Genomic DNA, 23,228 nt, shown 5'->3' on the forward strand with positions numbered 1-23,228 from the left:
GCCGGTAGCCATAACGAACCCGCGTGGCACAGATGTCTTTGATCCGAGCTTCGATGCCGGCCTGATCGCAGCGACGGGACTTGTAGTGATAGGTCGAGGTGTCGAACTCCAGAACCCGGCAGGCTCGCCGGATCGACACGTTCCACTCAGTACAGGTGTCCGCCACCAGCTCGCGTTTGCGACCAGGCCTCACAGTTTTCGGCGGATCACGTCCTGCAGCATCTCCTTGTCCAGCGACAGGTCGGCGACCAGCTTCCTCAGCTTGCCGTTCTCATCCTCCAGCTGCTTCAGTCGCTTCATCTCCGTCGGCAGCAGCCCGTCATATTTCTTTTTCCAGTTGAAGTAGGTTGCTTGGCTGATCCCCGCGCGGCGGCAGATCTCCGCCACCGGAATGCCGTCCGCTCCCTGCTTTAGAATGAACGCCTTCTGTGCGTCCGAAAACTTCGATGCCTTCATCGTCTCCGCTCCTCTCCCAGCCGGGAAACTACAGCGGAAAACTCCAATTCTGAACGGTCCAGTTTTCAGGGATCAGATCACCGCCAATGAAAGTCCCGAAAGAGGGCATCAGCAAGCTAATGGAAACGACTTCGCACCTAATGAAAGAGTTTGCCTCCAGAGGCATTGCATTGGACCGGATCAAACCAACCAAAGAGCGAAACGAATCTGCCATCGAAAAGATATCATACGGCCCCGTAGTGCAGGATTGGCTGAGGGAACAAGTTGGGCACATTGTGTAATGGCCCTTCATCGCTGCGTTTACGAGGATGCCGAAGGGGCTTGCGCATGATGCAGGTTACCGATGGTGTCTGCTTATTGAAGGTCGCCGCTGCCCCTCACTGTCCTGCCGGACGTCTCTCCCCGTAAACGGGGAGAGACGCAGTTCCCCCTCAAAAATACTCCTGCAACGGCCGAACCTCCAAGCTCCCAGCCCTCAACGCTGCAATCGCCTCCGCCACCGCAGCCATGCCGGCCAGCGTCGTATAGTACGGCACCTTCTGCATCAGCGTCGCGCGGCGCAGTGACTTGGAGTCCGAGACGGCTTTCTGGCCGTCGGTGGTGTTGAAGACGAGTTGCACCTGGCGGTTGCGGATGGCGTCTTCGATGTGGGGGCGGCCTTCGAGGACCTTGTTGATCTTTTCGGCGGCGACGCCGTTTTCGGCGAGGAAGCGCTGGGTGCCGCCGGTGGCGAGCACTTTGAAGCCTTGTTCGGCGAGGCGCTTGACGGCGGGCAGTATGCCTTTCTTGTCTTCGTCGCGCACCGACACGAACAGCGTGCCCGAGCGCGGCAGGTCGACGCCGGCGCCGAGCTGCGCCTTGGCGAAGGCCAGCGCATAGTCGCGGTCGAGGCCCATGACCTCGCCGGTGGAGCGCATTTCAGGCCCGAGCAGGATGTCGACGCCGGGGAAGCGGGCGAAGGGGAACACGGCTTCCTTGACGGCGATGTGGCCGGGGTTGCGCGGGTTGGGCTTTTCGCCGTAGGCGGCGAAGGCGTCATCCAGCGTCTGGCCGGCCATGATGCGGGCGGCGACCTTGGCGATCGGCTTGCCGATGGTTTTTGCCACGAAAGGCACGGTGCGCGAGGCGCGCGGGTTCACTTCCAGCACATAGATGGTGCCGTCCTGGATGGCGTATTGCACATTCATCAGGCCGCCCACCTTCAGCGCCCTGGCGAGCGCTGCCGTCTGGCGCTCCAGCTCGTCGACGGTTTCGTCGCTCAGCGAATGGACCGGCAGCGAGCAGGCACTGTCGCCCGAATGGATGCCGGCCTCCTCGATATGCTCCATGATGCCGGAGACGAAGGTGTTGCTGCCGTCGCAAAGGCAGTCGACATCGACCTCGATAGCGTCGGTGAGATAGGTATCGAACAGCAGCGGGTTCTTGCCCAGAAGCGTGTTGATCTGGCCGGTCTTGTCGTTGGGGTATTTCTGCTTGATGTCTTCCGGCACCAGGCCGGGCACGGTGTCGAGCAGGTAGGTCTGCAGCATCTGCTCGTCATGGATGATCTGCATGGCGCGGCCGCCAAGCACATAGGACGGGCGCACGACCAGCGGGAAGCCGAGCTCGCCGGCAACGGTGCGCGACTGCTCGACCGAATAGGCGATGCCGTTCTTGGGCTGGGCGAGGTCGAGCTTCTGCAAGAGCTTCTGGAAGCGGTCACGGTCTTCGGCCAGGTCGATCATGTCGGGCGAGGTGCCGAGGATCGGGATGCCGGCCTTTTCCAGCGCTTCCGCCAGCTTCAGCGGCGTCTGGCCACCGAACTGGACGATGACGCCGTGCAGCGTGCCGGCGGTCTGTTCGGCGCGCAGGATCTCCAGCACGTCCTCGGCGGTCAGCGGCTCGAAATAGAGCCGGTCGGAGGTGTCGTAGTCGGTCGACACGGTTTCCGGGTTGCAGTTGACCATGATCGCCTCATAGCCGGCCTCGCGCAGCGCGAAGGCGGCATGGCAGCAGCAATAGTCGAACTCGATGCCCTGGCCGATGCGGTTGGGTCCGCCGCCGAGGATGACGACCTTCTTGGCGGTCGAGACCTGGGCCTCGGAGCGCGTCTCGCCGGCGAAGGGCACTTCGTAGGTGGAGTACATGTAGGCCGTGGGCGAGGCGAACTCGGCCGCGCAGGTGTCGATGCGCTTGTAGACCGGGTGAACGCCGAGCTTCTGGCGCTGCTTCTGGACATCCTGCGCCTCTTTCTTCACCAGCGAGGCGAGGCGGGCGTCGGAAAAGCCCATCGACTTCAGCATGCGCAGATTGGCGGCGTCTTCCGGCAGGCCGTGCTCGCGGATGCGCGCTTCCATGTCGATGATGCCGGCGATCTGCTCGAGGAACCATGGGTCGATCTTGCACATGGCGTGCACGTCTTCCAGCGAGGTGCCCATGCGCAGCGCCTGGGCGACCATGCGCAGGCGGTCGGGCGTCGGCGTGCCGAGGGCGGCGCGGATGGCGTTCTTGTCCTCTCCGTGGCCGAGGCCGGGGATCTCGATCTCGTCAAGGCCGGTGAGGCCGGTTTCGAGGCCGCGGAGCGCCTTCTGCAGCGATTCCTGGAAGGTGCGGCCGATGGCCATGACCTCGCCCACCGACTTCATGGCGGTGGTCAGCGTCGGCTCGGCGCCGGGGAACTTTTCGAAGGCAAAGCGCGGGATTTTGGTGACGACATAGTCGATGGACGGCTCGAACGAGGCCGGCGTCGCGCCGCCGGTGATGTCGTTCTCAAGCTCGTCCAGCGTGTAGCCGACGGCAAGCTTGGCCGCGATCTTGGCGATGGGGAAGCCGGTGGCCTTGGAGGCAAGTGCGGACGAGCGCGAGACGCGCGGGTTCATTTCGATGACGACGAGGCGGCCGTCGGCCGGGTTGACGGCGAATTGCACGTTGGAACCGCCGGTCTCGACGCCGATCTCGCGCAGCACCGCGATCGAGGCGTTGCGCATGATCTGATATTCTTTGTCGGTGAGCGTAAGCGCCGGGGCGACGGTGATCGAATCGCCGGTGTGGACGCCCATCGGGTCGAGGTTCTCGATGGAGCAGATGATGATGCAGTTGTCCGCTTTGTCGCGAACCACCTCCATCTCGTATTCCTTCCAGCCGAGCACCGATTCCTCGACGAGAACTTCGGTGGTGGGGGAGGCGTCGAGGCCTGAGCCGATGATGTCGAAGAATTCGGTGCGGTTGTAGGCGATGCCGCCGCCGGTGCCGCCCATGGTGAAGGACGGGCGGATGATGGCGGGCAGGCCGACATGGTCGAGCGCCTGGGCGGCAATCGCCATGGCGTGGTTGATGTAGCGCTGCTTGCGGTCGCCTTCGCCGAGGTTCCAGGCGGTTTCGAGCGCGTCCAGCGCGGCGTCGAGATCGGCGGGAGCGGAAGCCTTCAGCGCGGCGCGCTCGGCCTCGTGCTTCTTGCGGTCGGCGTCCTTGACGTCGGAAGCGTTGGCCAGCATCGATTTCGGCGTCTCGAGCCCGATCTTGGCCATGGCCTCGCGGAACAAAGAGCGGTCCTCGGCCTTGTCGATGGCGTGGGCATCGGCGCCGATCATCTCGACATTGTAGCGGTCGAGCACGCCCATGCGGCGCAGCGACAGGGCGGTGTTGAGCGCGGTCTGGCCGCCCATGGTCGGCAGCAGCGCGTCGGGGCGCTCCTTGGCGATGATCTTGGCGACGACTTCCGGCGTGATCGGCTCGATATAGGTTGCGTCGGCCAGTTCCGGATCGGTCATGATGGTGGCCGGGTTGGAGTTGACCAGGATGACGCGAAAACCTTCCTCCTTCAGCGCCTTGCAGGCCTGGGTGCCGGAATAGTCGAACTCGCATGCCTGCCCGATAACGATGGGACCGGCGCCGATGATCAGGATGGACTTGATGTCGGTGCGTTTTGGCATTTTTGCTCGGTCCGTTCGTGGTCGCTCTGCGCAAAAGACCGGCGCGGGAATGCCCGGCCGGTGCGCATCAGAGTCTGTTGTCAGGCTAAGGGCGCCTTATAGGCAAATGATTGCGCGCTTGTAACCCCGAAAATCACGAGAATGCATCGATATTCAGGTGATGGCGGTTTGCGAATGTGGGGAAGTGGTTTTCCCGCCTGATTCATAACTCGGAGAGCGTCGGGAAGGCGAGGCGCGGGTAGTGGGCTTCAAGACGGAGTAGGGCCGCAAGCCTTCAGGCGCTCATCGAAATCTCGGATGTATTTGTTATTCGTATCGTCCAAGCATCGGTCAATATCGTCGTCTATCGTAAGAGCTGTCCCAATCACATCATAAAGCCAGAACGCTGAAAGGCAGCCGACGCATAGGAAGAAAAGCGCCATAAGGAAGGTGATTTGTCTCTTCACTGCCAGCGCCCCGTACGGCATCATTGCTCGTAGGTGTAAGAGGCGCACATTTCTTCATTGCTCGACGGGGCTTCGTCGCCGGTGAAGACAGCTACGAGAGAGCGGCCGTTATCGTCCCAGTTTGCGATGTAGGTGACTGCGCCGGACCCGCATAGGCGGTTGCCGTTTTCGAGTACCGGGTCGCCCGGGCGGCTGACTTGATAGACAGATGCCGGAACCTCCTCGCCATCAACGATGAAGGTGTCACTTACGAGGCCCGAGAAGTTCAGCGTCTTACCGTTCTCAAAGGTAATGCTGAAGTCATCGAATTGAATGTCGCCGGTCACGCTCATCGCGGTGTTGCTCACTGCGACGTAAGAGTCCTCATCGGTATAGGCGTGAGCCAAGCTGATGAAACACGAAGATGCGAGTGCGGCCACTAAGCCAGTCTGAAAAGTTTTCATGTCACGCTGTTACTGGGAAACCGCCGCCATTTCCAGCCACCCGTGATGCGGGGTGGAAATGCCAGGTCAACCCTGCTCGACCGCCAGCATCTCATCCTGCGCTTCAGCTATCTTCTGCACCATCGGCAGGTCGACCGCCGCCGTAATGATCGAATCGAGCAGGCCGGGGAAGCGGGCGTTGAGGTCGTCGCGGCGCAGCGTGATCAGCCGCATGGTGCCGACGGCCTCGGTGCGGGTGATGCCGGCCTCGCGCAGCTTGGCCAGGTGGTAGCTGATATTGGTCTTGGAGCCGAAATCGGTGAACTGCATGCACATCGTCGGCTGGCCCTCGCGCAGCGCGAGATAGCCGATGATGGCGAGGCGCGTCTGGTCGCCAAGCACGGCCAGCACGTTGGGCAGCGAAATCTGGTCGGCGGTGGGATGGGGCAAGGTCATGGCTGAAAACTAGCTGCGCAGGCGTTCGGGTTCAATGCGTCTTCCTGACATCAGGCTGACAGGAAGCATGTGCGACTACATTGACATGGCGCGCAATCAAGTTCAATAGTTCAATAATATTTGAACTAAGGATTGGTCCCATGGACAAGCGCCTTATCTGGCTGGCGGTCGGCTCGTTTACCATGAGCACGGTCGGCTTCGTGTTTTCGAGCCTGCTGCCGTTCATCGCCGCCGACACGCACACGACCATACCCAAGGCCGGCTACCTCATCACGGTCTTCTCGCTTTCCTATGCCATCGGCGCGCCGCTGCTTTCCGCCCTTGCGGGCGCTGCCGACAGGCGGCGGGTGCTGACGGCGGCGATGCTGACCTTCGTGGCCGGCAACGCGATTGCCGCCACCAGTGTATCGTTCACGACATTGCTGCTTGCACAGATCGTCATGGGCATGGCGAGCGGCCTGTTCGCCGCCACCGCACAGGCGACCGCCGTCTCGCTGGCTGGGCCCGAGCATCGCGCTTTGGCGATATCGGTGGTGGTGGGCGGTACGACCTTTGCGGTGGCGCTCGGCGCGCCGCTGGGTGCGCTGATTGCTGCAGTCTGGGGCTGGCGCGGCACATTCGGTGCGATCTCGCTGCTGGCGCTGGCTTGTGCGACCGTGCTGTGGTTCCGCCTGCCGCGCGGGCTGTCGGGAACGAAGCTGACGCTTGGCGAGCGCTTCAGCATCATCGGCCGTGCCGGCATTGCGCCGTCGCTGGTGGTGACCTTCCTGTATCTTGCCGGCGGTTTCATGATCATTTCCTATCTGGCGCCGCTGGCGATCGATGGGGCGGGGCTGTCCAAGCTGTCCTTGCCCGGCCTGCTGCTCGCCTTCGGCGTCGGTGCGGTGATCGGCAATCTGTCCAGCGGCTACCTGGCCGACCGAATCGGCGCGACGCGGATGGTCGTGGGTTCGCTCGTGGCTTCGGTGGCGATTGCGCTGGCCATCGCATTCGGCCTGCATCTCCTGCCGCATCACCTTGCCGGGCCGCTGCTGATCGGCATCATGCTGCCCTGGGGCATCATCGGCTGGGCATTCCCGCCTGCACAGGCAAGCCGCATTGTCGGCTATGCACCCGAGGTTGCGCATCTGACGCTCTCGCTCAATGCCTCGGCGATGTATTTCGGCATTGCCGCAGGCACCGCGCTCGGCGGGCGGGTGCTGGAATATGCGGCGCCGGCCGATCTCGGCTTCGTCGCTGCCTTGTTCCCTGTTGCGGCACTTGCAGTGCTTTATGCCGGCCTGCGCTCGCATCGCCGCTTCATGGCTGCGACGCCTGCCGAATAGGGAACTACATCAGGCCGGCATGAAGCCTGTGCGCAGAGCATGGGCCCATTCCGGCCGGCCTGTTTGCTCGGCCTGTCGCGCAGCACTTTCCCAATCATAGGTGATGGCGAAGAACTCGAAGTGCATCGCGCCCTCGGGGTCGATCTCGACCATGCCGTAGCGCGCGTGCGGCGAACCTTGTTGCGAAGCGTGCGCCGGTTCGGTGTCGTCGAAATATGCGGGCTCGCCGACGCTTCCGGGATTGAAGATCATCCGGCCGTCCGAAAGCCGCACAAGTTCAGTGGCCGCAGAGCAGCAGCCTGTAAGCAGGATCGAGCTGGCCAAGCCGTTTCTCGATCGCCACCAGCGGTGCGCGCACGAGATGGCCGTCGACGATGGCGTCGGCAAGGTAGCGCTCGTCATGATCGGGCCGGGCGTGGAAGGCGAGCACCGAAGGCGCGATCTCCAGCTGGAGGGGCAGGGCGGCCAGTGCATCGCGCTGTTGCGGCGTAAGCTGCTCATGCGCAAAGCGATCGGAGGGCCACATGTCTTCCGAGACCTCCTCGGCTACGCGGCGGTCGTGATTGCCGCGCACGGTCGGCAGGCCGAGCTTTTCGAGGCGCTCGAAAGTCTCGCGCGGCCAGAGAGGTCCGGCGACGCAATCGCCGAGATTGACGATCAGGTCTGCACCGCCACGTTTTTCAAGGTCGGCGAGGACGGCGTCGAGTGCAACGACGTTGCCGTGAATGTCTGCGATGACTGCTATTTTCATGAGCCGACTCCAGATGCCGGCTATGTTTTAGCCGCCGCAATCGGGAATGTCAGCGGCTCAGGCGAGAACGAAATCGAACAGCAGCTTTATGTTCAGCAGCGCGATGACGACCGCGATCAGCATTGCAAAGGCGGTGAGGTAGCGCGGTGCTACTAGCGCGCCCATCTTGGCCTTGTTTGCGGTGAACATAACCAGCGGAAACACGGCAAAGGAAAGCTGCAGGCTGAGCACGACCTGGGTGAGGATCAAGAGCTTGGCCGTGCCGCTGTCGCCGTACCAGATGGTGACGCCGGCGGCGGGAATGATGGCGATGGCGCGTGTGATCAGGCGGCGCAGCCATGGCGGCAGCTTGATGTGGAGAAAACCCTCCATGACGATCTGGCCGGCGAGCGTCGCGGTGACCGTCGAATTGATGCCGCAGCAGATCAGCGCGATGCCGAAGAGGGTCGGCGCGATGGCGAGGCCCAGCAGCGGTGCGAGCAGGGAGTGCGCCTGGCCGATCTCGACGATGTCGGTCTGGCCGGCTTTGTTGAAGGTCGCAGCCGCCAGGATCAGGATCGCGGCGTTGATGAGCAGCGCGAACATCAGCGCGACCGTGGAATCGATGGTGGCGTATTTCAGCGCCTGGCGCTTTTCCGGCACGGTGTCGCCATAGGCGCGGGTCTGGACGATGCCGGAATGCAGATAGAGATTGTGCGGCATGACGGTGGCGCCGAGGATGCCGAGCGCCAGATAGAGCATTTCCGGGTTGGTGACGATCTCGGTGGTGGGGGCGAAGCCGCGGATGACGCCGCCCCAGTCAGGATCGGCCAGCGCGATCTGCACGGCGAAACAGGCGGCGATGACGCCGAGCAGCGTGATGATGAGCGCCTCGACCCAGCGGAAGCCAAGTTTCTGGAGATAGAGGATCAGGAAAACATCGAGCGCGGTGATGAGCACGCCGATCTCGAGCGGGATGCCGAAGATCAGGTTGAGGCCGATAGCCGTGCCGATGACCTCGGCAATGTCGGTGGCGACGATGGCGATCTCGGCCATGAACCACAGGACATAGGCGACCGGCTTGCCATAGGCGTCGCGGCAGGCTTGGGCGAGATCGCGGCCCGAGCCGATGGCGAGGCGCGCGCAAAGCGCCTGCAGCACGATCGCCATGATGTTGGAGACGAGCGCGACGGTGAGCAGGGCGTAGCCGAATTTCGAGCCACCGGCGAGCGAGGTGGCCCAATTGCCGGGGTCCATATAGCCGACGGCGACGAGGTAGCCGGGGCCGACGAAGGAAATCGCCCGGCGCCAGCCGGGACCGCTGGTTCTGATGGCGATGGAACGATGGACGTCCGAAAGGGATGCCTCGCCGCGCGGCTGACGCCAGCCGGTGAGGTCTTCCATCGTGCGGGGCTTGAAATCCATTCCTGGCTCTATGGCTGAGAATTCTTGCAATTGCAAATCATTCTCAAAATGGCGCGGAATTGCCGCAAGCGCAAGTGGTGCGCTGCGGAATATTTTGGCGCGGTGCAGAACATGCTTCGGCAATGCCGTTGCTGGTTCTGCAATTGCCCGGAACGACGGGGAAGATGGCGCGTTGGTGCTAGCCGGAATGTACCGGCGTCAACGTGGAGGAAAAATCATGGGCGTGAAGGAAGCACCGACCGCAAAAGGCAAGGCAGCCGCCAAGGGCCTCAAGCAGGCCACTGCCAAGGAAGAACGCAAGGTGGAGGCGAAGACAGGCAGCGACCTGAAGAAGGGCGAAAAGCGCTTCGAGGAACGCTCACGCAGTTCCGACGGCAAGAGCGCGGGGACGAAGCAGAAGTAAACGGTATGGCCCTTGCGCCGGCGGCATCAAACGATCGCTAGAGTTCGATCAGCGTCTTGAACCCGCCATAGATCATGCGCTTGCCGTCGAAGGGCATGCTGTGCGGATCGTCGATCTTGAGGCGTGGGTCGGCCATCACCTTCTTGTTGATTTCGTCGCGGGCCTCGCGCGATTCATAGGTGATCCAGGAGAAGACGACCGTTTCGCCTTCCTTTTGCAGCACGGCGCGCGGGAAGGATGTGACTTCGCCATAGGGCACATCGTCTGCCACAGTCTCGACGAAGGAAAGTGCGCCGTGATCTATCCAGATCTCGCCGGCCGTCTGCGCCATTTTCTTGTAGTCCTCCATCTTCTCGGTCGGCACTGCAAGAATGAAACCATCGACATACGGCATTGGGTCAACTCCTCCTGACAACGATCATCTGCAACGGCTGAAGAGACGGCGAGGTTCCGCGTCGGCTGCTACGAGGAAGACCAGCTTCATCACAACTTGCGGGCCAGCATCTGGATAGGTGCGATCGTGCCGTCGGCAAGGGCAGTCATGACATTACCCAGCCGCTGTGGTGTTGCCGGCCCCATCAGCGTGTGCAGGCTGAGCATGGGTGCGCCGTTTTTGGCGGCGTTTTCACGCATTTCGCGACCGAGCGTCAGCGCCATCTGGCGCCGGTTCTTCTCCGTGACGATCATGAGGCCGGCTTTCGTCAGCAGCCTGCGGTAGGTCGCAGGCGCTTCGACGAAGCTGGTTTCCAGCGTGTCGGCCCAGGGCATCGGGTAGGGTAGGTCCTGGCCGCTGATATTCATGATGTCGTAGACGCCGAACACGCCGCCCTTCTTGAGAATGCGATGCACCTCGCGGAACGCGCCGGCCTTGTCGCCGATGTTCATGCCGACATGGATCAGGGTGGCGCGGTCGAAGCTGGCGTCCTCGAAAGGCAGCGAAAGCGCGCTCGCCTGCCGGAACGAGACAAGGTCCGCAAGCCCGCAGCGCCCGGTTAGCGAGGTTGCAACGCTGACAAACTCCTCGGTGAGGTCGACGCCGATGACGGTGCAGCCGTGATGCTCGGCAAAATAGCGCGCCGGTCCGCCGATGCCGGCGCCGACATCGAGCAGTTTCATGCCCGGGGAGATGGCAAGGTCGTTGGCCAGATCGACGGTGGCGGCGAGCCAGCCGAGATGGAACTCGTCGGCGCCGGAAAGGTCTGCGGGGTCGAGGCGGTCAACATCCTTCCCGGCTGTCTTCAGCGCGTCGAGGATCGCGCGTTCAAGCGCGCCGTGACTGTAGTGCCTCGCAACGTCCTCCTCGGTGGTCATATTTGACCTCGCCTGAAAGCCGGCTGGGTTTATCGCATTGAAGCTACTCCTTTTTCATCTGCTTGAAAACGAAGATCGCTGTGAGTTGTGCGTATCGGGATTGCCCATGCGTTCCAAATTTCTTGTGACTTGATGCAACCGTTGGAGTAATTGTCTGTTTAGGTCAGCTCGCGGTAGCGGGCATGCATGGGCGCGGCGAAACAGGGAAGAGGTTGGCATGCTTTGGAAAGGTCGTCGGCAGAGTGAGAATGTTGAGGACGAGCGCGGCCAGGGCGGCGGCTTCGGCGGTGGCGGGCTTGGACGCGGCGGCGGCTTCCGCATTCCGATCGGCGGTGCGACAGGCGGTGGCGGACTTTCGGGCATCATCATCCTGGTGGTGCTGTTCTTCGCGCTGAAGGCCTGCGGCATCGATCCGATGGCGATATTGGCAGGCGGCGATGGTGCTATCCCCGGCGGTGGTGGCCAGATCAGCCAGACCGAACCGAAATCCAATGACGAGATGAAGCAGTTCGTCTCCACCGTGCTTGCCGAAACGGAAGACGTCTGGAGCGGCATATTCCAGGCCGAGGGTTTGAAATACGAAGAGCCGACGATGGTGCTGTTTTCAGGTCAGACGCGTTCGGCCTGCGGCTTCGCTTCTGCGGCTTCCGGTCCGTTCTATTGCCCCGGCGACCGCAAGGTCTATATCGACCTCGCCTTCTACGACCAGCTCGACCGGCAGTTCGGCGCTTCGGGCGATTTCGCCCAGGCCTATGTGCTGGCGCATGAGGTCGGCCACCATGTGCAGAACCTGACCGGCATCCTGCCGAAATTCAATCAGATGCGCCAACAGATGGGTGAGGCGCAGGCCAACCAGATGTCGACACGCGTCGAACTGCAGGCCGATTGCTTCGCCGGCATCTGGGGTCATTTCACCGCCCAGAAGGGCCTGCTCGAGCAGGGCGACCTTGAAGAGGCGCTGAATGCCGCCCAGCAGATCGGCGACGATACGCTACAGCGCAAGACGCAAGGCTATGTCGTGCCGGAAAGCTTCAACCACGGCACCTCGGCACAGCGCGTGACGTGGTTCAAGCGTGGCTTCCAGAGCGGCAAGCTGGCGGATTGCGATACGTTCAACAACCCCATCTGATCTATCGCTGAGAGATATTCAAAAGGCCTGCCCGGCTGACCGGGCGGGCCTTTTGATTCACACCTTGCCGGCGTCGCGGTCACGCACTGCCTTGGCATGCCATTCGCGATCGATCGAACCTTCCTCTGCCTTGTGGAAGAACTGCGAGCAGACGAGCCAGCCTTTCAACGGTCGCAACAGCGCGGTGCAGGCAAGAAGGGTCAGAGGCAGGGTGGTCAGCAGATGAACCCAGATCGGCGGCTCATAGGTCAGTTGCAGCCAGAGCGCGAAGAGAAGGGCCGGCACCGCGACGATCGTCATCGAGAAGAAGGCCGGGCCATCGGCCGGATCGGCAAAGGAATAGTCAAGGCCGCAAACTTCGCATCGCGGCGCAAGTTTCACGAAGCCCTGAAACAGATGGCCTTTCTGGCAGCGCGGACAAAGCCCGAGAATGCCCGTCTTGGCCGGGTTGGTGGTGGGGGTAAAGCTGGTGCTTTCCATGGCGGACCTCATGATCTGCCTGAGATATAAGCCTGTCTGCCGCGTCTACCCCTGTGACATAGGCGTCATGCGGCAAAAAGCCAGTGGCAGCCATAGTAACAGAAAGGCCACCCTGTAGGTGGCCTTTTCGATATTTGCTTCTGAGATCGATAAGGTCTCAGCGCTCGGCCAATGCCGGTTCGCCCTTGCGCTCGCGGATGAGGTTGACGAAGCGGCGGAAGAGATAGTGCGAATCCTGCGGGCCGGGGGAGGCTTCCGGGTGATGCTGGACGGAGAACACCGGGCGGCCCTTGAGCGCGATGCCGCAGTTCGAGCCGTCGAACAGCGAAACGTGAGTCTCTTCAACGCCTTCCGGCAGCGATTTCGCGTCGACCGCGAAGCCGTGGTTCATCGACACGATCTCGACCTTGCCGGTGGTGTGGTCCTTGACCGGGTGGTTGGCGCCGTGGTGACCCTGGTGCATCTTCTCGGTCTTGCCGCCGAGCGCCAGCGCCAGCATCTGGTGGCCGAGGCAGATGCCGAAGACCGGGATCTCGGTCTTGAGCAGGTCCTTGATGACCGGCACGGAATATTCGCCGGTGGCGGCGGGATCGCCGGGGCCATTGGACAGGAAGATGCCGTCCGGCTTCATGGCGAGGATTTCGTCAGCGCCGGTCTTGGCCGGCACGACGGTGACTTTCGCACCGAGGCCGGCGAGCAGCCGCAGGATGTTGCGCTTCACGCCGTAATCGATGGCGACGACGTGCATGGTCGGGGCATCCTGCTCGGCGTAGCCTTCGTTCCAGACCCAGGGCGTCTCGCGCCAGACCGAGGACTGGCCGGAGGTGACTTCCTTGGCGAGGTCGAGGCCGACGAGGCCGGACCATGCTGCGGCACGGGCCTTCAGGTCGGGGAGATCGAACTTGCCGTCCGGCGCATGGGCGATGATCGCATTGGGCGAACCCTTTTCGCGGATGAGCGCGGTGAGCGCGCGGGTGTCGATGCCGGACATGGCGACGATGCCGCGCTTCTTCAGCCACGCGTCGAGATCACCGGCTGCGCGGTAGCTCGACGGGTTGGTGACATCGGCCTTGAACACCGCGCCGACGGCGCCGTTGCGCGCGGCCGGATTGAGGTCTTCGATGTCTTCGTTGTTGGTGCCGATGTTGCCGATATGCGGGAAGGTGAAGGTGACGATCTGGCCGGCATAGGATGGGTCGGTGAGGATTTCCTGGTAGCCGGTGAGTGCGGTATTGAAGCAGACCTCGGCGACCGCCGAACCCGTCGCGCCGAGGCCGCGGCCCTCGATGACCGTTCCGTCGGCCAGAACCAGCACTGCGGTCGGCACTTCGGTTGCCCAGGGGGCGGTGGTCGCGGCCATGTCAGCTACTCCGTATAACGTTCATCTCTGTCGGCATCGTCAGCGGGTGGAGGCAGTGCCGCGCCCTTGCAAGATGGCCCGGCAAGGGCCATATGGCGCAACGAAAAGCACGGGCTGCCGCGATAATCGCAAACCCCCCGTGCACAACCCGAAAACTAGTCCATGCAAGGCGCGGACAATAGGCGAAGGTGTTGACGCGGTCAATGAGCGCGCAAACGATTGCGGTTAAATATTTTCCCTAACGATATCAGGGAGTTGACCGCATGCATTGGTTTGCAATGTTTACTCGACGGCATTAGAGGCTGCATTCTTCCCGAGGAATCGGGATGCGGCTTTGAGGTGTCTTCGAGCCGCCGAAAACCGGTTCCCACGTCTCGGGAACATGGTCTATTGTTCGCCGCCGCTACGAAGGAGTTACCGCCATGCGCGAGATCATCGCCCAGGCCCTCAAGACCGCGCTGAAAGCGCAGGACAAGCGCCGCACCTCGACGCTGCGGCTGATCAATGCCGCCATCCAGGATCGCGACATTGCGCATCGCGGCGTCGGCAAGGACCCGGTGAGCGATGAGGAGATCATGCTGATCCTGGCCAAGATGGTGAAGCAGCGCGAGGAGTCGGCCAAGGCCTTCGAGGAAGGCAACCGGCTGGAGCTTGCCGCCCAGGAGCGCGACGAGATCGAGATCATTCGCGATTTCATGCCCAAGCAGCTTGGCGATGAAGACGTGAAGAAGGCCTGCCAGGCGGTGATTGACGAGGTCGGCGCCGACGGCCTGCGCGATATGGGCCGTTGCATGAACGCGCTGAAGGACAAATATGCCGGCAAGATGGACTTCTCCAAGGCCAGCGGCATCGTCAAGACGATGCTGCAATAGCCGGCAGTCAGGGAGTGCACTCCCGTAAAAGTCGATATCAGCCCGGCTCTTCAACCTGAAGAGCCGGGCTGACCTGTGAAGAAAGGCCTGTTAGGCGGCTCGTTCCGGCTCAATGCCTTGCACCACCCCCTAGTATCTGATTCCCTGTTGTTGATCCGATTCGGGGCAGGGGCGCTGCAGAGGAAATGACAATATGAGCACCTCCAAGAAACCGGAAATCTCGGAAATGCGGCCGAAGCTGACGGTCATTGGCGTCGGCGGTGGCGGCGGCAACGCCGTCAACAACATGATCGCCGAAGGCCTGGAGGGCACGGACTTCATCGCGGCCAACACCGACGCGCAGGCGCTGACCATGTCGAAGGCGCCGCGGCTGATCCAGTTGGGCGCGCTGGTGACCGAGGGTCTGGGGGCTGGATCGCTGCCCGAGATCGGCCAGGCGGCGGCCGAGGAATCCATCGACGAGATCATGGACCATCTTGCCGGCACGCATATGTGCTTCGTCACGGCCGGCATGGGCGGCGGCACCGGAACGGGTGCTGCCCATGTGATCGCCAAAGCTGCGCGCGACGCCGGCATTCTGACGGTGGCCGTCGTGACCAAGCCGTTCACCTTCGAGGGCAAGCGCCGCATGCAGATGGCCGAGCGCGGCATCGAGCTGCTGCGCCAGGCTGCCGATACGGTCATCGTCATTCCGAACCAGAACCTGTTCAGGATCGCTACCGAAAAGACCAGTTTTGAGGATGCCTTCGGCATCGCCGACCGGGTTCTTTATTCGGGCGTGAGCTGCATCACCAATCTCATCGTCAAGGAAGGCCTGATCAATCTCGACTTCGCCGACGTGAAAACCGTCATGAAGGACATGGGCCGCGCGATGATGGGCACCGGCGTCGGTACTGGCGAGGGCCGCGCCAGAAAGGCTGCCGAAGCCTCCATCGCCAATCCGTTGCTGGATGAGAATTCGATGAAGGGCGCAAGAGGCGTCCTGGTCTCGATTTCGGGCGGCCTGGACATGACGCTGTTCGAGGTGGACGAAGCCGCGACCCGTATCCGCGAAGAAGCGGGCGACGAGGCCGACATCATCGTTGGCGCTATCTTCGACGAAACGCTCAAGGGTCAGTTCAAGGTGTCCGTCGTGGCCACCGGGTTGGAGCCGCCGGCGGCGCAAGTCGATCCCATCGTCAACATGCGCACGCAGCCGGCGCCGGGCCAGATGCAGACCACGCACTGAGGAAGCGAACGGTGCGCCTTTACGTTTCTGCGGAAGCCTGCTGCAAATAATGCGTGCTGCGTTCCCGCTTTCTGACTGAGCGCATTTCATGACTATAAAGCTGGTAAAACCGTCGCTCGAATATCTGCCGACCTATATGCAGGCGCTGGAGCGCGGCTGGTCGCCGGACAATGTGCGCCCGGCCGAGACGATCCGCGCGCAGCTGGACGCGATCGACCGCGATGCTGCAGCCTTCGTGGCAAGCCTCGACGATCCCGAGGCCAAGGGCGGGTCGATCACATTGCCCGACGGCAGGCAGGTGCCGCGCCTGCCGGGATACCGCCGCTGGATGTGGGACGGCGAGCTGGCCGGTTCCATCGGCTTTCGCTGGCAGAAAGGCACTTCAGAGCTGCCACCGCATGTGCTTGGTCATATCGGCTATGCGGTGGTGCCGTGGAGGCGGCAGCGCGGCTATGCCACGCAGGCTTTGGCGCTGCTTCTGCCGGAAGCGCGGGCGCTGGGGCTCGATTATGTCGAGATCACCGCCAAGCCGGACAATCTGCCTTCGCAGAAAGTCATCACCGCCAATGGCGGCGTGCTGGTGGAGCGCTTCTTCGAGGATGCCGCCTATGGCGGCGAGGAGAGCTTGCGGTTTCGGATCGTGTTGTGAGAACGCCCTTTCCTTCTCCCCTTGTGGGAGAAGGTGGATTGGCGCGTAGCGCCAAGACGGATGAGGGGTGCTGGACGGAGTGCGTCGTGGCAGGGTTGGCACCTTGGCAGCCTCATTGAAGCGCCTCGTTTCTTCCAACACCCCTCATCCGACCTCCCCTTCGGGTCGGCCACCTTCTCCCGCAAGGGGAGAAGGAAGAGGCAGCGCATATTACCCGGTCTTCAGCCGTGACCCGCTCAGCAAACCCTGTTCCTCCAGAACCGGATAGACCATCGACGCCAGCAGCGAGTTGATCTGCTTGAGGTCGCGGATGGTGTCGAGGTGGATGGAGCTTGTCTCGACGCTCTTGGCGGTGCCGTCGCGCAGGCGCACGAAATGGCTGTTGCTGGTTTCCTTCTCGAAATCGCGCAGCCGGTCCTTTTCCTGCACGAGCTGGCGCGCGGTGGTGGCGTCGCGCGATATCAGCACGTTGAAGGCGAGCCGGGCATTGGCCAGCACCGAGGCGTGGAAGGCGGTCAGTTCGCGCCAGCCTTCGTCGGTGAACTCCAGCCCGCGGTCGAACTTCTTCTGTACGTGGACGAGCATGTTGCGCACGATGATGTCGCCGACCTGCTCCAGCTTGACGCAGGCGCCGATCAATTCCTGGCAGCGTAGCGCTTCATCCTCGGTCATCGGCCGGGCTGTCGCCTTGGCGAGGTAGAGCTTTATCGCGGCGTGCTTGCGGTCGACACGGTCGTCCAATGCGGCCAACGCCCTGATTTTTTCCGGGTCGGCCTTTTCGTAGAGCTCGATGATGCGCTTCAGCATGATCTCGACGGTCTCGCAAACGCGCACCACCTCGCGCGTGGCATTGGCGAGCGCCTGGCTCGGCATATCGAGAGCGGCTTCGTTGAGCGCGCTGAGCTCGACGGTGGCAAGTGACTCCGCCGATTCCGGTGGTGTGCCGAGGGCGACGATGCGCTCCGACGCCTTGTAGACGAGCCCGGCGAGCGGAATGCCGGCGATCAGGATGATGACGTTGAAGAGGATATGCGCATTGACGATCTGGTCTGGCGCCGTGGCTCCGAGAAAAGCGACGGTTGGCTTGAACGTCATGAACAGGATCAGCATGACCACCGAGCCCATGCCGCGCATCAACAGGTTGCCGATGGGCACGACGCGAACAGCGGGCTCGGCCGTGCGGGTGAGCAGCGGTGCGATGAGCGAGGAGCCGAGGTTGACGCCCAGCACCAGCGCGATGCCGAGCTCAGGCGTGATGAAGCCGCGGCCGGCCAGCGTCGCCATCAAAAGCACGGCGGCGATGCTGGATTGGAACAGCCAGGTGACGAGCCCGGCCAGAAGAAAGGCCGTGATCAGGTCGGTGGAGAAATAGTTGATGATGACCGGCATGAGCCGGCTTTCGCGCAGCGGCTCGGATGCCTGCCCGATCATCTCCAGCGACAGGATCAACAGGCCGATGCCGACCAGTATGCGGCCGATCTGACGCCAGTCGCGCCGCTCGGTCGCCATGAACATGACCGTTCCCGAGACCAGGCACAGCGGCACAAGCAGCGTCAGGTCGAATGTCAGCAGCTTGACTACCAGGGCCGAACCGATCTCGGCGCCGCGCACGGCAAGCTGGCCGGCGGCACCCGAGACGATGCCGGATCCGGCGAAGGAACTGACCAGCAGGGTGACAGCCGTCGAGCTTTGAAAGGCAATCGCCAGCCCGGTGCCGGCCAGAACGGCCAGGAAGGGATTGCGCATGGTGGCGCGCAGGCGATGGCGCAGGACGTCGCCATAGGCGCGCTCGACGCCGGTTTTCACCATGCGGGTGGCAAACAGCATCAGCGCAACCGCGCCGGCAAGGTGGAGAAGGACGACCGATCCGCTCATGGGCGCGCACTTTCAACGCAAGCGGCTACCGGCGCCTTCGCGAGGCGCCTTGGAGGGTCGTCTGTGATACGAATCGTAGTCATGATCTGTCCGGCATTAGTTTAGCCGGATAATATTTTTCGTCCATGGTCATGGGCCGTTCCCTGCCGACGCAAAGTGTCGGAAATGAAGCGATCGGCCTGATTTGCCCTGTGAAAAGCGGGTATTGGTCAAGTCGGCAGTCGCATCGCGCCGCGCTCATGGTTATATGAAATGGAAAGTGAGCCAGAACCATGCGCTTCCCGCCCTCATTCCTTGACGAGATACGCGATCGCGTGCCGATTTCGTCCGTGATCGGTATGCGCGTGTCGTGGGAAAGGAAGAAGACCAACGCGTCGCGTGGCGATTTCTGGGCCTGCTGTCCGTTCCATGGCGAAAAGTCGCCGAGCTTCCACTGCGAGGACAAGAAGGGCCGCTATCACTGTTTCGGCTGCGGCGTTTCGGGCGATCATTTCAAGTTCCTGACGGAACTCGACGGCATGAGCTTTCCCGAAGCCGTCGAGCGCATCGCCGACATGGCCGGCGTGCCGATGCCGGCGCGCGACGCCAATGAGGAGCGGCGTGAGCGCGAGCGGGCCTCGTTGCACGACGTCATGGAAATGGCGACGAAGTTCTTCGAGGAGCGGCTGCAAAGTGCGGATGGCGCCAAGGCGCGGGCTTATCTGCGCGATCGTGGTCTGACGCCGGCGACGCAGCAGGCTTTCCGGCTGGGCTTTGCGCCGGACAGCCGCAATGCGCTGAAGGAACATCTGGCCAGCAAGGGCGTCGAGAAGGCGCAGATCGAGGCCTGCGGCCTTGTCCGGCACGGCGACGACATTCCGGTCTCGTATGACTGGTTTCGCGACCGCATCATGTTTCCGATCCCGGACTCGCGGGGCCGTATCATCGCCTTCGGCGGCAGGGCGCTCGCGCCGGATGCGCTCGCCAAATACATGAATTCGCCCGACACCGAGCTCTTCCACAAGGGTAATGTGCTCTACAATTTCGCCCGTGCCCGCAAGGCGATGGGCAAGGACGGCACGGTGATTGCCGTCGAAGGCTATATGGACGTGATCGCGCTGGCGCAGGCGGGATTCGAGAATGCGGTGGCACCGCTCGGCACGGCGCTGACCGAAAATCAGCTCGATCTGCTTTGGCGCATGACCGGCGAGCCGGTGCTGTGCTTCGACGGCGACCAGGCCGGCCTGCGTGCCGCCTGGCGCGCCGCCGACATGGTGCTGCCGATGGTGCAGGCCGGGCGCACGGCGCGGTTCGCGCTTCTGCCGGAAGGCAAGGATCCTGACGATCTGGTCAAGGCCGAGGGGCCGGAGGCGTTCAAGGCGGTGCTGTCGGAGGCGCGCCCGCTGGCAGAGCTTTTGTGGATGCGCGAGACCTCGGGCGGCGTCTTCGACACGCCCGAGCGCCGCGCCGATCTTGAAAAGACGCTGCGGGAGCTGACGTCGCGTATTCAGGACGAGAGCGTGCGTTACCACTATGCGCAGAACATGCGCGAGCGCGTGCTGAGTTTCTTCGGCTCGCAGCGCGGCAACAGACAGCAGCGGCCGGGCGACCGCGACAAGGGGCGCTTCGGCGGCGGGCAGGGCGGCCAATGGTCGCGCGGTGGTGCCGCCGTCAACGGGCGCACTGCGATCTCGGAGAGCCTGGGCCGGTCGTCCCTGGTCAAGCGGGCAGGCGAAGTCATGTCGGTTCGCGAGGCGGTGCTGATCGTGGCGCTGGTCAACCATCCAGCACTTGTCGAAGAGCATTTCGATCATGTCGAGCGGCTCGATCTGGCCAATGCCGACCTGCGCAAACTCCATACTGCGCTGATCGACGCCCTAGCGCATGGCGCGGGAAATAGCAGAGACGCGGTGATCGAGACGATTGGCCGCGCCGGGTGCATCGATGTGTGGGAGCGTGCGGTGACGCTTACGAAGCGGGCGCGGCAATGGCCGGCGCTGGAAGACGCCGCGATCGAGGACGCCCGCGACGCCTTTGTCCAGGTGCTGCACTTGCACCGCAGCGCGCGCACTCTACATAAGGAGCTGAAAGTAGCTGAGACGGCTCTCGCGACTGACCCCACAGACGAAAACTACCGCCACCTGGTGGAAATCCAGGCGCAATTTCGTGACGTGCAGGCGACCGAAGCGCTGATCGAAGGCTTTGGTATATCGTCGGGTCGTGCCGGCCGTGCTTGATGAATTGGTTTGATGCACTATTTTGCCGGCGTGGTTGGCAAAGCTGTGTGGAAGCCGGTGAGGCAGGAAGGTCGCAATCCTTCAATTGATTCGCTTTTTTAACGCGAATCATGCGACAGGCGCTTGACCTTCCGTCGGATTGGCGGAATCAGAACGATTCGAAACGTTAATGCGCGGGCACGTCCGCACCCAAACATGACAAAACGGAGTACTGATCTGGACGGCGCAGGCAACCCGCCCCAGTTATCAGGGTTAATCAGGACTTAAGACACGCGCTGCTACTGGCTCGTGAATCGCAGTAAAGCGTGTGTTGATTTGCCCGGGTTATCGGAGTCTCGAAGGCTTCGCAACATCCGGCTTGGAGAAAGCAAAAGAATGGCGACAAAGGAAAAGGAAGAGGTCGAGACCGAACGCGAAGGCGCCACCGATGGCCCTCTGCTCGACCTTTCCGATGATGCTGTCAAGAAGATGATCAAGGTCGCGAAGAAGCGCGGCTATGTGACCATGGATGAGCTGAACTCGGTGCTGCCCTCGGAGGAAGTGACCTCCGAGCAGATCGAGGACACCATGGCCATGCTTTCGGACATGGGCATCAATGTCGTCGAGGATGACGAGGCCGGCGAAGAGGCCGAAGGCGAAAGCAATAATGCTGCCGACGCCGAGGAGGACGCCAACGAGCTTGCCGAGCAGACCGGCACGGCCGTTGCCGCCACCACGACAAAGAAAGAACCGACCGACCGCACCGACGATCCCGTCCGCATGTATCTGCGCGAGATGGGCTCGGTGGAGCTTCTGTCGCGCGAAGGCGAAATCGCCATCGCCAAGCGCATCGAGGCCGGCCGCGAGACGATGATTGCAGGTCTGTGCGAAAGCCCGCTGACCTTCCAGGCCATCATCATCTGGCGTGACGAGCTCAACGAGGCCAAGATCCTGCTGCGCGAGATCATCGATCTCGAAGCCACCTATGCCGGCCCCGAGGCCAGGCAGGCGCCGACGCTGGAGCGCCAGGAAGAGCTGGAACGCCCGAAGACGCCCGAGGACCGCAACCCGCCGCGCCGTTCGCGCGACGATGATGACATCACCAATGTCGGCGGCGAAAACCGCTCGGAAGAAGAAGACGAGGACGAGGACGAGGCCAGCCTGTCGCTGGCAGCCATGGAAGCGGAGCTTCGCCCGCAGGTCATGGAGACGCTCGACGTCATCGCCGACACCTACAAGAAGCTACGCAAGCTTCAGGACCAGCAGGTGGAAAACCGCCTCGCCGCGCAGGGTACCCTGTCGCCCAGCCAGGACCGCCGCCTGAAGGAGCTGAAGGATCAGCTCATCACCGCCGTGAAGTCGCTGTCGCTCAACAACGCCCGCATCGAGGCGCTGGTGGAGCAGCTCTACGACATCAACAAGCGCCTGGTGCAGAACGAAGGCAAGCTGCTGCGCTTGGCCGAAAGCTTTGGCGTGCGCCGCGAGGAGTTCCTGAAGGAATACCACGGCTCGGAGCTCGATCCGAACTGGACGCGCTCGATCTCCAATCTCACGTCGCGTGGCTGGAAGGAATTCACCACGCGCGAGAAGGATACGATCCGCGACCTTCGCGCCGAGATCCAGAATCTCGCCACCGAAACCGCGATCTCGATCGCCGAGTTCCGCAAGATCGTGAACCAGGTGCAGAAGGGCGAACGTGAAGCCGCGATCGCCAAGAAGGAAATGGTCGAGGCAAATCTTCGCCTCGTGATTTCCATCGCCAAGAAGTACACCAATCGCGGCCTGCAGTTCCTCGATCTCATTCAGGAAGGCAATATCGGCCTGATGAAAGCGGTCGATAAGTTCGAATATCGCCGCGGCTACAAATTCTCCACCTATGCGACGTGGTGGATCAGGCAGGCAATCACCCGTTCGATCGCCGACCAGGCACGCACGATCCGCATTCCGGTGCACATGATCGAAACGATCAACAAGATCGTGCGCACGTCACGCCAGATGCTTCACGAAATCGGCCGCGAGCCGACGCCGGAAGAGCTGGCCGAAAAGCTGGCAATGCCGCTCGAAAAGGTTCGCAAGGTCCTGAAGATCGCCAAGGAGCCGATTTCGCTCGAAACGCCGGTCGGCGACGAGGAAGACAGCCACCTCGGCGATTTCATCGAGGACAAGATGGCGATCTTGCCGATCGACGCCGCGATTCAGGCCAACCTTCGCGAAACCACGACGCGGGTTCTGGCTTCGCTCACGCCGCGTGAAGAACGCGTGCTGCGCATGCGCTTCGGCATCGGCATGAACACCGACCACACGCTGGAAGAAGTCGGCCAGCAGTTCTCGGTTACCCGCGAACGTATCCGCCAGATCGAAGCCAAGGCGCTGCGCAAGCTCAAGCACCCGAGCCGCTCGCGCAAGCTGCGCAGCTTCCTCGACAGCTAAATCGCGCTGGAAAGCACGACATGAAAAGGGCGGCTCAGGCCGCCCTTTTTCGTTGCCATCCACCGTTGAGCTAGCTTGCCGGTATTTTAGCATCGGCTCATACTATGCGTGGCAGAAGCGGAGGG

19 protein-coding genes and 1 pseudogene are annotated in these 23,228 nt (G+C 62.4%); 8 read left to right on the forward strand and 12 right to left on the reverse strand.

The window, feature by feature from the left end; genetic code table 11:
• The 4 genes and pseudogenes from WBQ96_RS05655 to WBQ96_RS05670 form a co-directional block, all read right to left on the reverse strand.
• A pseudogene (locus WBQ96_RS05655) lies at positions 1-456 on the reverse strand (transposase); the annotation flags it as partial.
• Between the two features lie 431 nt (positions 457-887).
• Positions 888-4,367: a carbamoyl-phosphate synthase large subunit gene (gene carB, locus WBQ96_RS05660; RefSeq protein ID WP_336548226.1), complete on the reverse strand. Its 3,480-nt coding sequence runs from the start codon at positions 4,365-4,367 to the stop codon at positions 888-890.
• Between the two features lie 466 nt (positions 4,368-4,833).
• Positions 4,834-5,256 carry a hypothetical protein gene (locus WBQ96_RS05665; RefSeq protein WP_336548229.1) on the reverse strand — a complete coding sequence of 141 codons (423 nt, stop codon included), beginning with the start codon at positions 5,254-5,256 and terminating at the stop codon, positions 4,834-4,836.
• Between the two features lie 66 nt (positions 5,257-5,322).
• On the reverse strand, positions 5,323-5,691 hold the full coding sequence (locus tag WBQ96_RS05670; protein WP_165116439.1) for an ArsR/SmtB family transcription factor: 369 nt from the start codon (positions 5,689-5,691) through the stop codon (positions 5,323-5,325).
• Between the two features lie 140 nt (positions 5,692-5,831).
• Here WBQ96_RS05670 and WBQ96_RS05675 point away from each other — a divergent pair, with 140 nt between their 5' ends.
• Complete coding sequence (locus WBQ96_RS05675) at positions 5,832-7,016, forward strand: MFS transporter (RefSeq protein ID WP_165116437.1); 1,185 nt, start codon at positions 5,832-5,834, stop codon at positions 7,014-7,016.
• A 9-nt stretch (positions 7,017-7,025) separates the two neighbouring features.
• On the opposite strand, the gene WBQ96_RS05680 is transcribed toward WBQ96_RS05675, so the two are convergent.
• The 3 genes from WBQ96_RS05680 to WBQ96_RS05690 are packed head-to-tail and all read right to left on the reverse strand — an operon-like array spanning position 7,026 to position 9,150.
• On the reverse strand, positions 7,026-7,268 hold the full coding sequence (locus WBQ96_RS05680) for a hypothetical protein (protein ID WP_336548232.1): 243 nt from the start codon (positions 7,266-7,268) through the stop codon (positions 7,026-7,028).
• A 25-nt stretch (positions 7,269-7,293) separates the two neighbouring features.
• The gene (locus WBQ96_RS05685) at positions 7,294-7,767 is read right to left on the reverse strand and encodes a metallophosphoesterase family protein (RefSeq protein WP_336548234.1); all 474 of its coding nucleotides are present in this window, start codon (positions 7,765-7,767) and stop codon (positions 7,294-7,296) included.
• Between the two features lie 57 nt (positions 7,768-7,824).
• Positions 7,825-9,150, reverse strand: a complete 1,326-nt coding sequence (locus WBQ96_RS05690) for an Nramp family divalent metal transporter (RefSeq protein ID WP_442920805.1) — start codon at positions 9,148-9,150, stop codon at positions 7,825-7,827.
• A 238-nt stretch (positions 9,151-9,388) separates the two neighbouring features.
• Here WBQ96_RS05690 and WBQ96_RS05695 point away from each other — a divergent pair, with 238 nt between their 5' ends.
• Entirely contained in the window at positions 9,389-9,574 is a 186-nt protein-coding gene (locus WBQ96_RS05695; protein WP_091913178.1) for a hypothetical protein, read from the forward strand.
• Between the two features lie 37 nt (positions 9,575-9,611).
• On the opposite strand, the gene WBQ96_RS05700 is transcribed toward WBQ96_RS05695, so the two are convergent.
• Complete coding sequence (locus WBQ96_RS05700) at positions 9,612-9,968, reverse strand: DUF1428 domain-containing protein (protein ID WP_165116429.1); 357 nt, start codon at positions 9,966-9,968, stop codon at positions 9,612-9,614.
• A gap of 89 nt (positions 9,969-10,057) precedes the next feature.
• The gene (locus WBQ96_RS05705) at positions 10,058-10,885 is read right to left on the reverse strand and encodes a class I SAM-dependent methyltransferase (RefSeq protein WP_336548243.1); all 828 of its coding nucleotides are present in this window, start codon (positions 10,883-10,885) and stop codon (positions 10,058-10,060) included.
• A 217-nt stretch (positions 10,886-11,102) separates the two neighbouring features.
• Here WBQ96_RS05705 and ypfJ point away from each other — a divergent pair, with 217 nt between their 5' ends.
• Complete coding sequence (ypfJ, locus tag WBQ96_RS05710; protein WP_336548245.1) at positions 11,103-12,014, forward strand: KPN_02809 family neutral zinc metallopeptidase; 912 nt, start codon at positions 11,103-11,105, stop codon at positions 12,012-12,014.
• 57 nt (positions 12,015-12,071) lie between these two features.
• Here the strand turns inward: ypfJ and WBQ96_RS05715 are convergent, their stop codons facing one another.
• Together WBQ96_RS05715 and carA are read right to left on the reverse strand one after the other, a co-directional pair.
• Positions 12,072-12,494, reverse strand: coding sequence for a DUF983 domain-containing protein (locus tag WBQ96_RS05715; RefSeq protein ID WP_091913170.1), 423 nt, complete (start codon positions 12,492-12,494; stop codon positions 12,072-12,074).
• A gap of 157 nt (positions 12,495-12,651) precedes the next feature.
• Positions 12,652-13,854 (reverse strand): glutamine-hydrolyzing carbamoyl-phosphate synthase small subunit, encoded by a 1,203-nt coding sequence (gene carA, locus WBQ96_RS05720; RefSeq protein WP_091913164.1) that lies wholly within the window; start codon positions 13,852-13,854, stop codon positions 12,652-12,654.
• A gap of 422 nt (positions 13,855-14,276) precedes the next feature.
• Between carA and WBQ96_RS05725 the strand changes: the two genes are divergently transcribed.
• From WBQ96_RS05725 to WBQ96_RS05735, 3 genes are all read left to right on the forward strand, one after another.
• A complete protein-coding gene (locus WBQ96_RS05725) occupies positions 14,277-14,726 on the forward strand; it encodes a GatB/YqeY domain-containing protein (RefSeq protein WP_336548249.1) in 450 nt (149 codons plus the stop codon).
• A gap of 193 nt (positions 14,727-14,919) precedes the next feature.
• Positions 14,920-15,954, forward strand: a complete 1,035-nt coding sequence (gene ftsZ, locus WBQ96_RS05730; RefSeq protein WP_336548252.1) for a cell division protein FtsZ — start codon at positions 14,920-14,922, stop codon at positions 15,952-15,954.
• An 88-nt stretch (positions 15,955-16,042) separates the two neighbouring features.
• A complete protein-coding gene (locus WBQ96_RS05735) occupies positions 16,043-16,603 on the forward strand; it encodes a GNAT family N-acetyltransferase (protein WP_336548253.1) in 561 nt (186 codons plus the stop codon).
• Positions 16,604-16,813: 210 nt separating this feature from the next.
• Here WBQ96_RS05735 and WBQ96_RS05740 read toward each other — a convergent pair whose 3' ends face one another.
• Positions 16,814-18,478, reverse strand: coding sequence for a Na/Pi cotransporter family protein (locus tag WBQ96_RS05740; protein ID WP_165116409.1), 1,665 nt, complete (start codon positions 18,476-18,478; stop codon positions 16,814-16,816).
• 272 nt (positions 18,479-18,750) lie between these two features.
• Here WBQ96_RS05740 and dnaG point away from each other — a divergent pair, with 272 nt between their 5' ends.
• Together dnaG and rpoD are read left to right on the forward strand one after the other, a co-directional pair.
• Positions 18,751-20,694, forward strand: coding sequence for a DNA primase (gene dnaG, locus WBQ96_RS05745; RefSeq protein WP_336548256.1), 1,944 nt, complete (start codon positions 18,751-18,753; stop codon positions 20,692-20,694).
• A gap of 375 nt (positions 20,695-21,069) precedes the next feature.
• Positions 21,070-23,103, forward strand: a complete 2,034-nt coding sequence (gene rpoD, locus WBQ96_RS05750; protein ID WP_091913150.1) for an RNA polymerase sigma factor RpoD — start codon at positions 21,070-21,072, stop codon at positions 23,101-23,103.
• The last annotated feature ends 125 nt before the right edge of the window (positions 23,104-23,228 follow it).

This window comes from Mesorhizobium sp. CCNWLY176, assembly GCF_037153935.1.
Taxonomy (GTDB): Bacteria; Pseudomonadota; Alphaproteobacteria; order Rhizobiales; family Rhizobiaceae; genus Mesorhizobium_M; species Mesorhizobium_M zhangyense.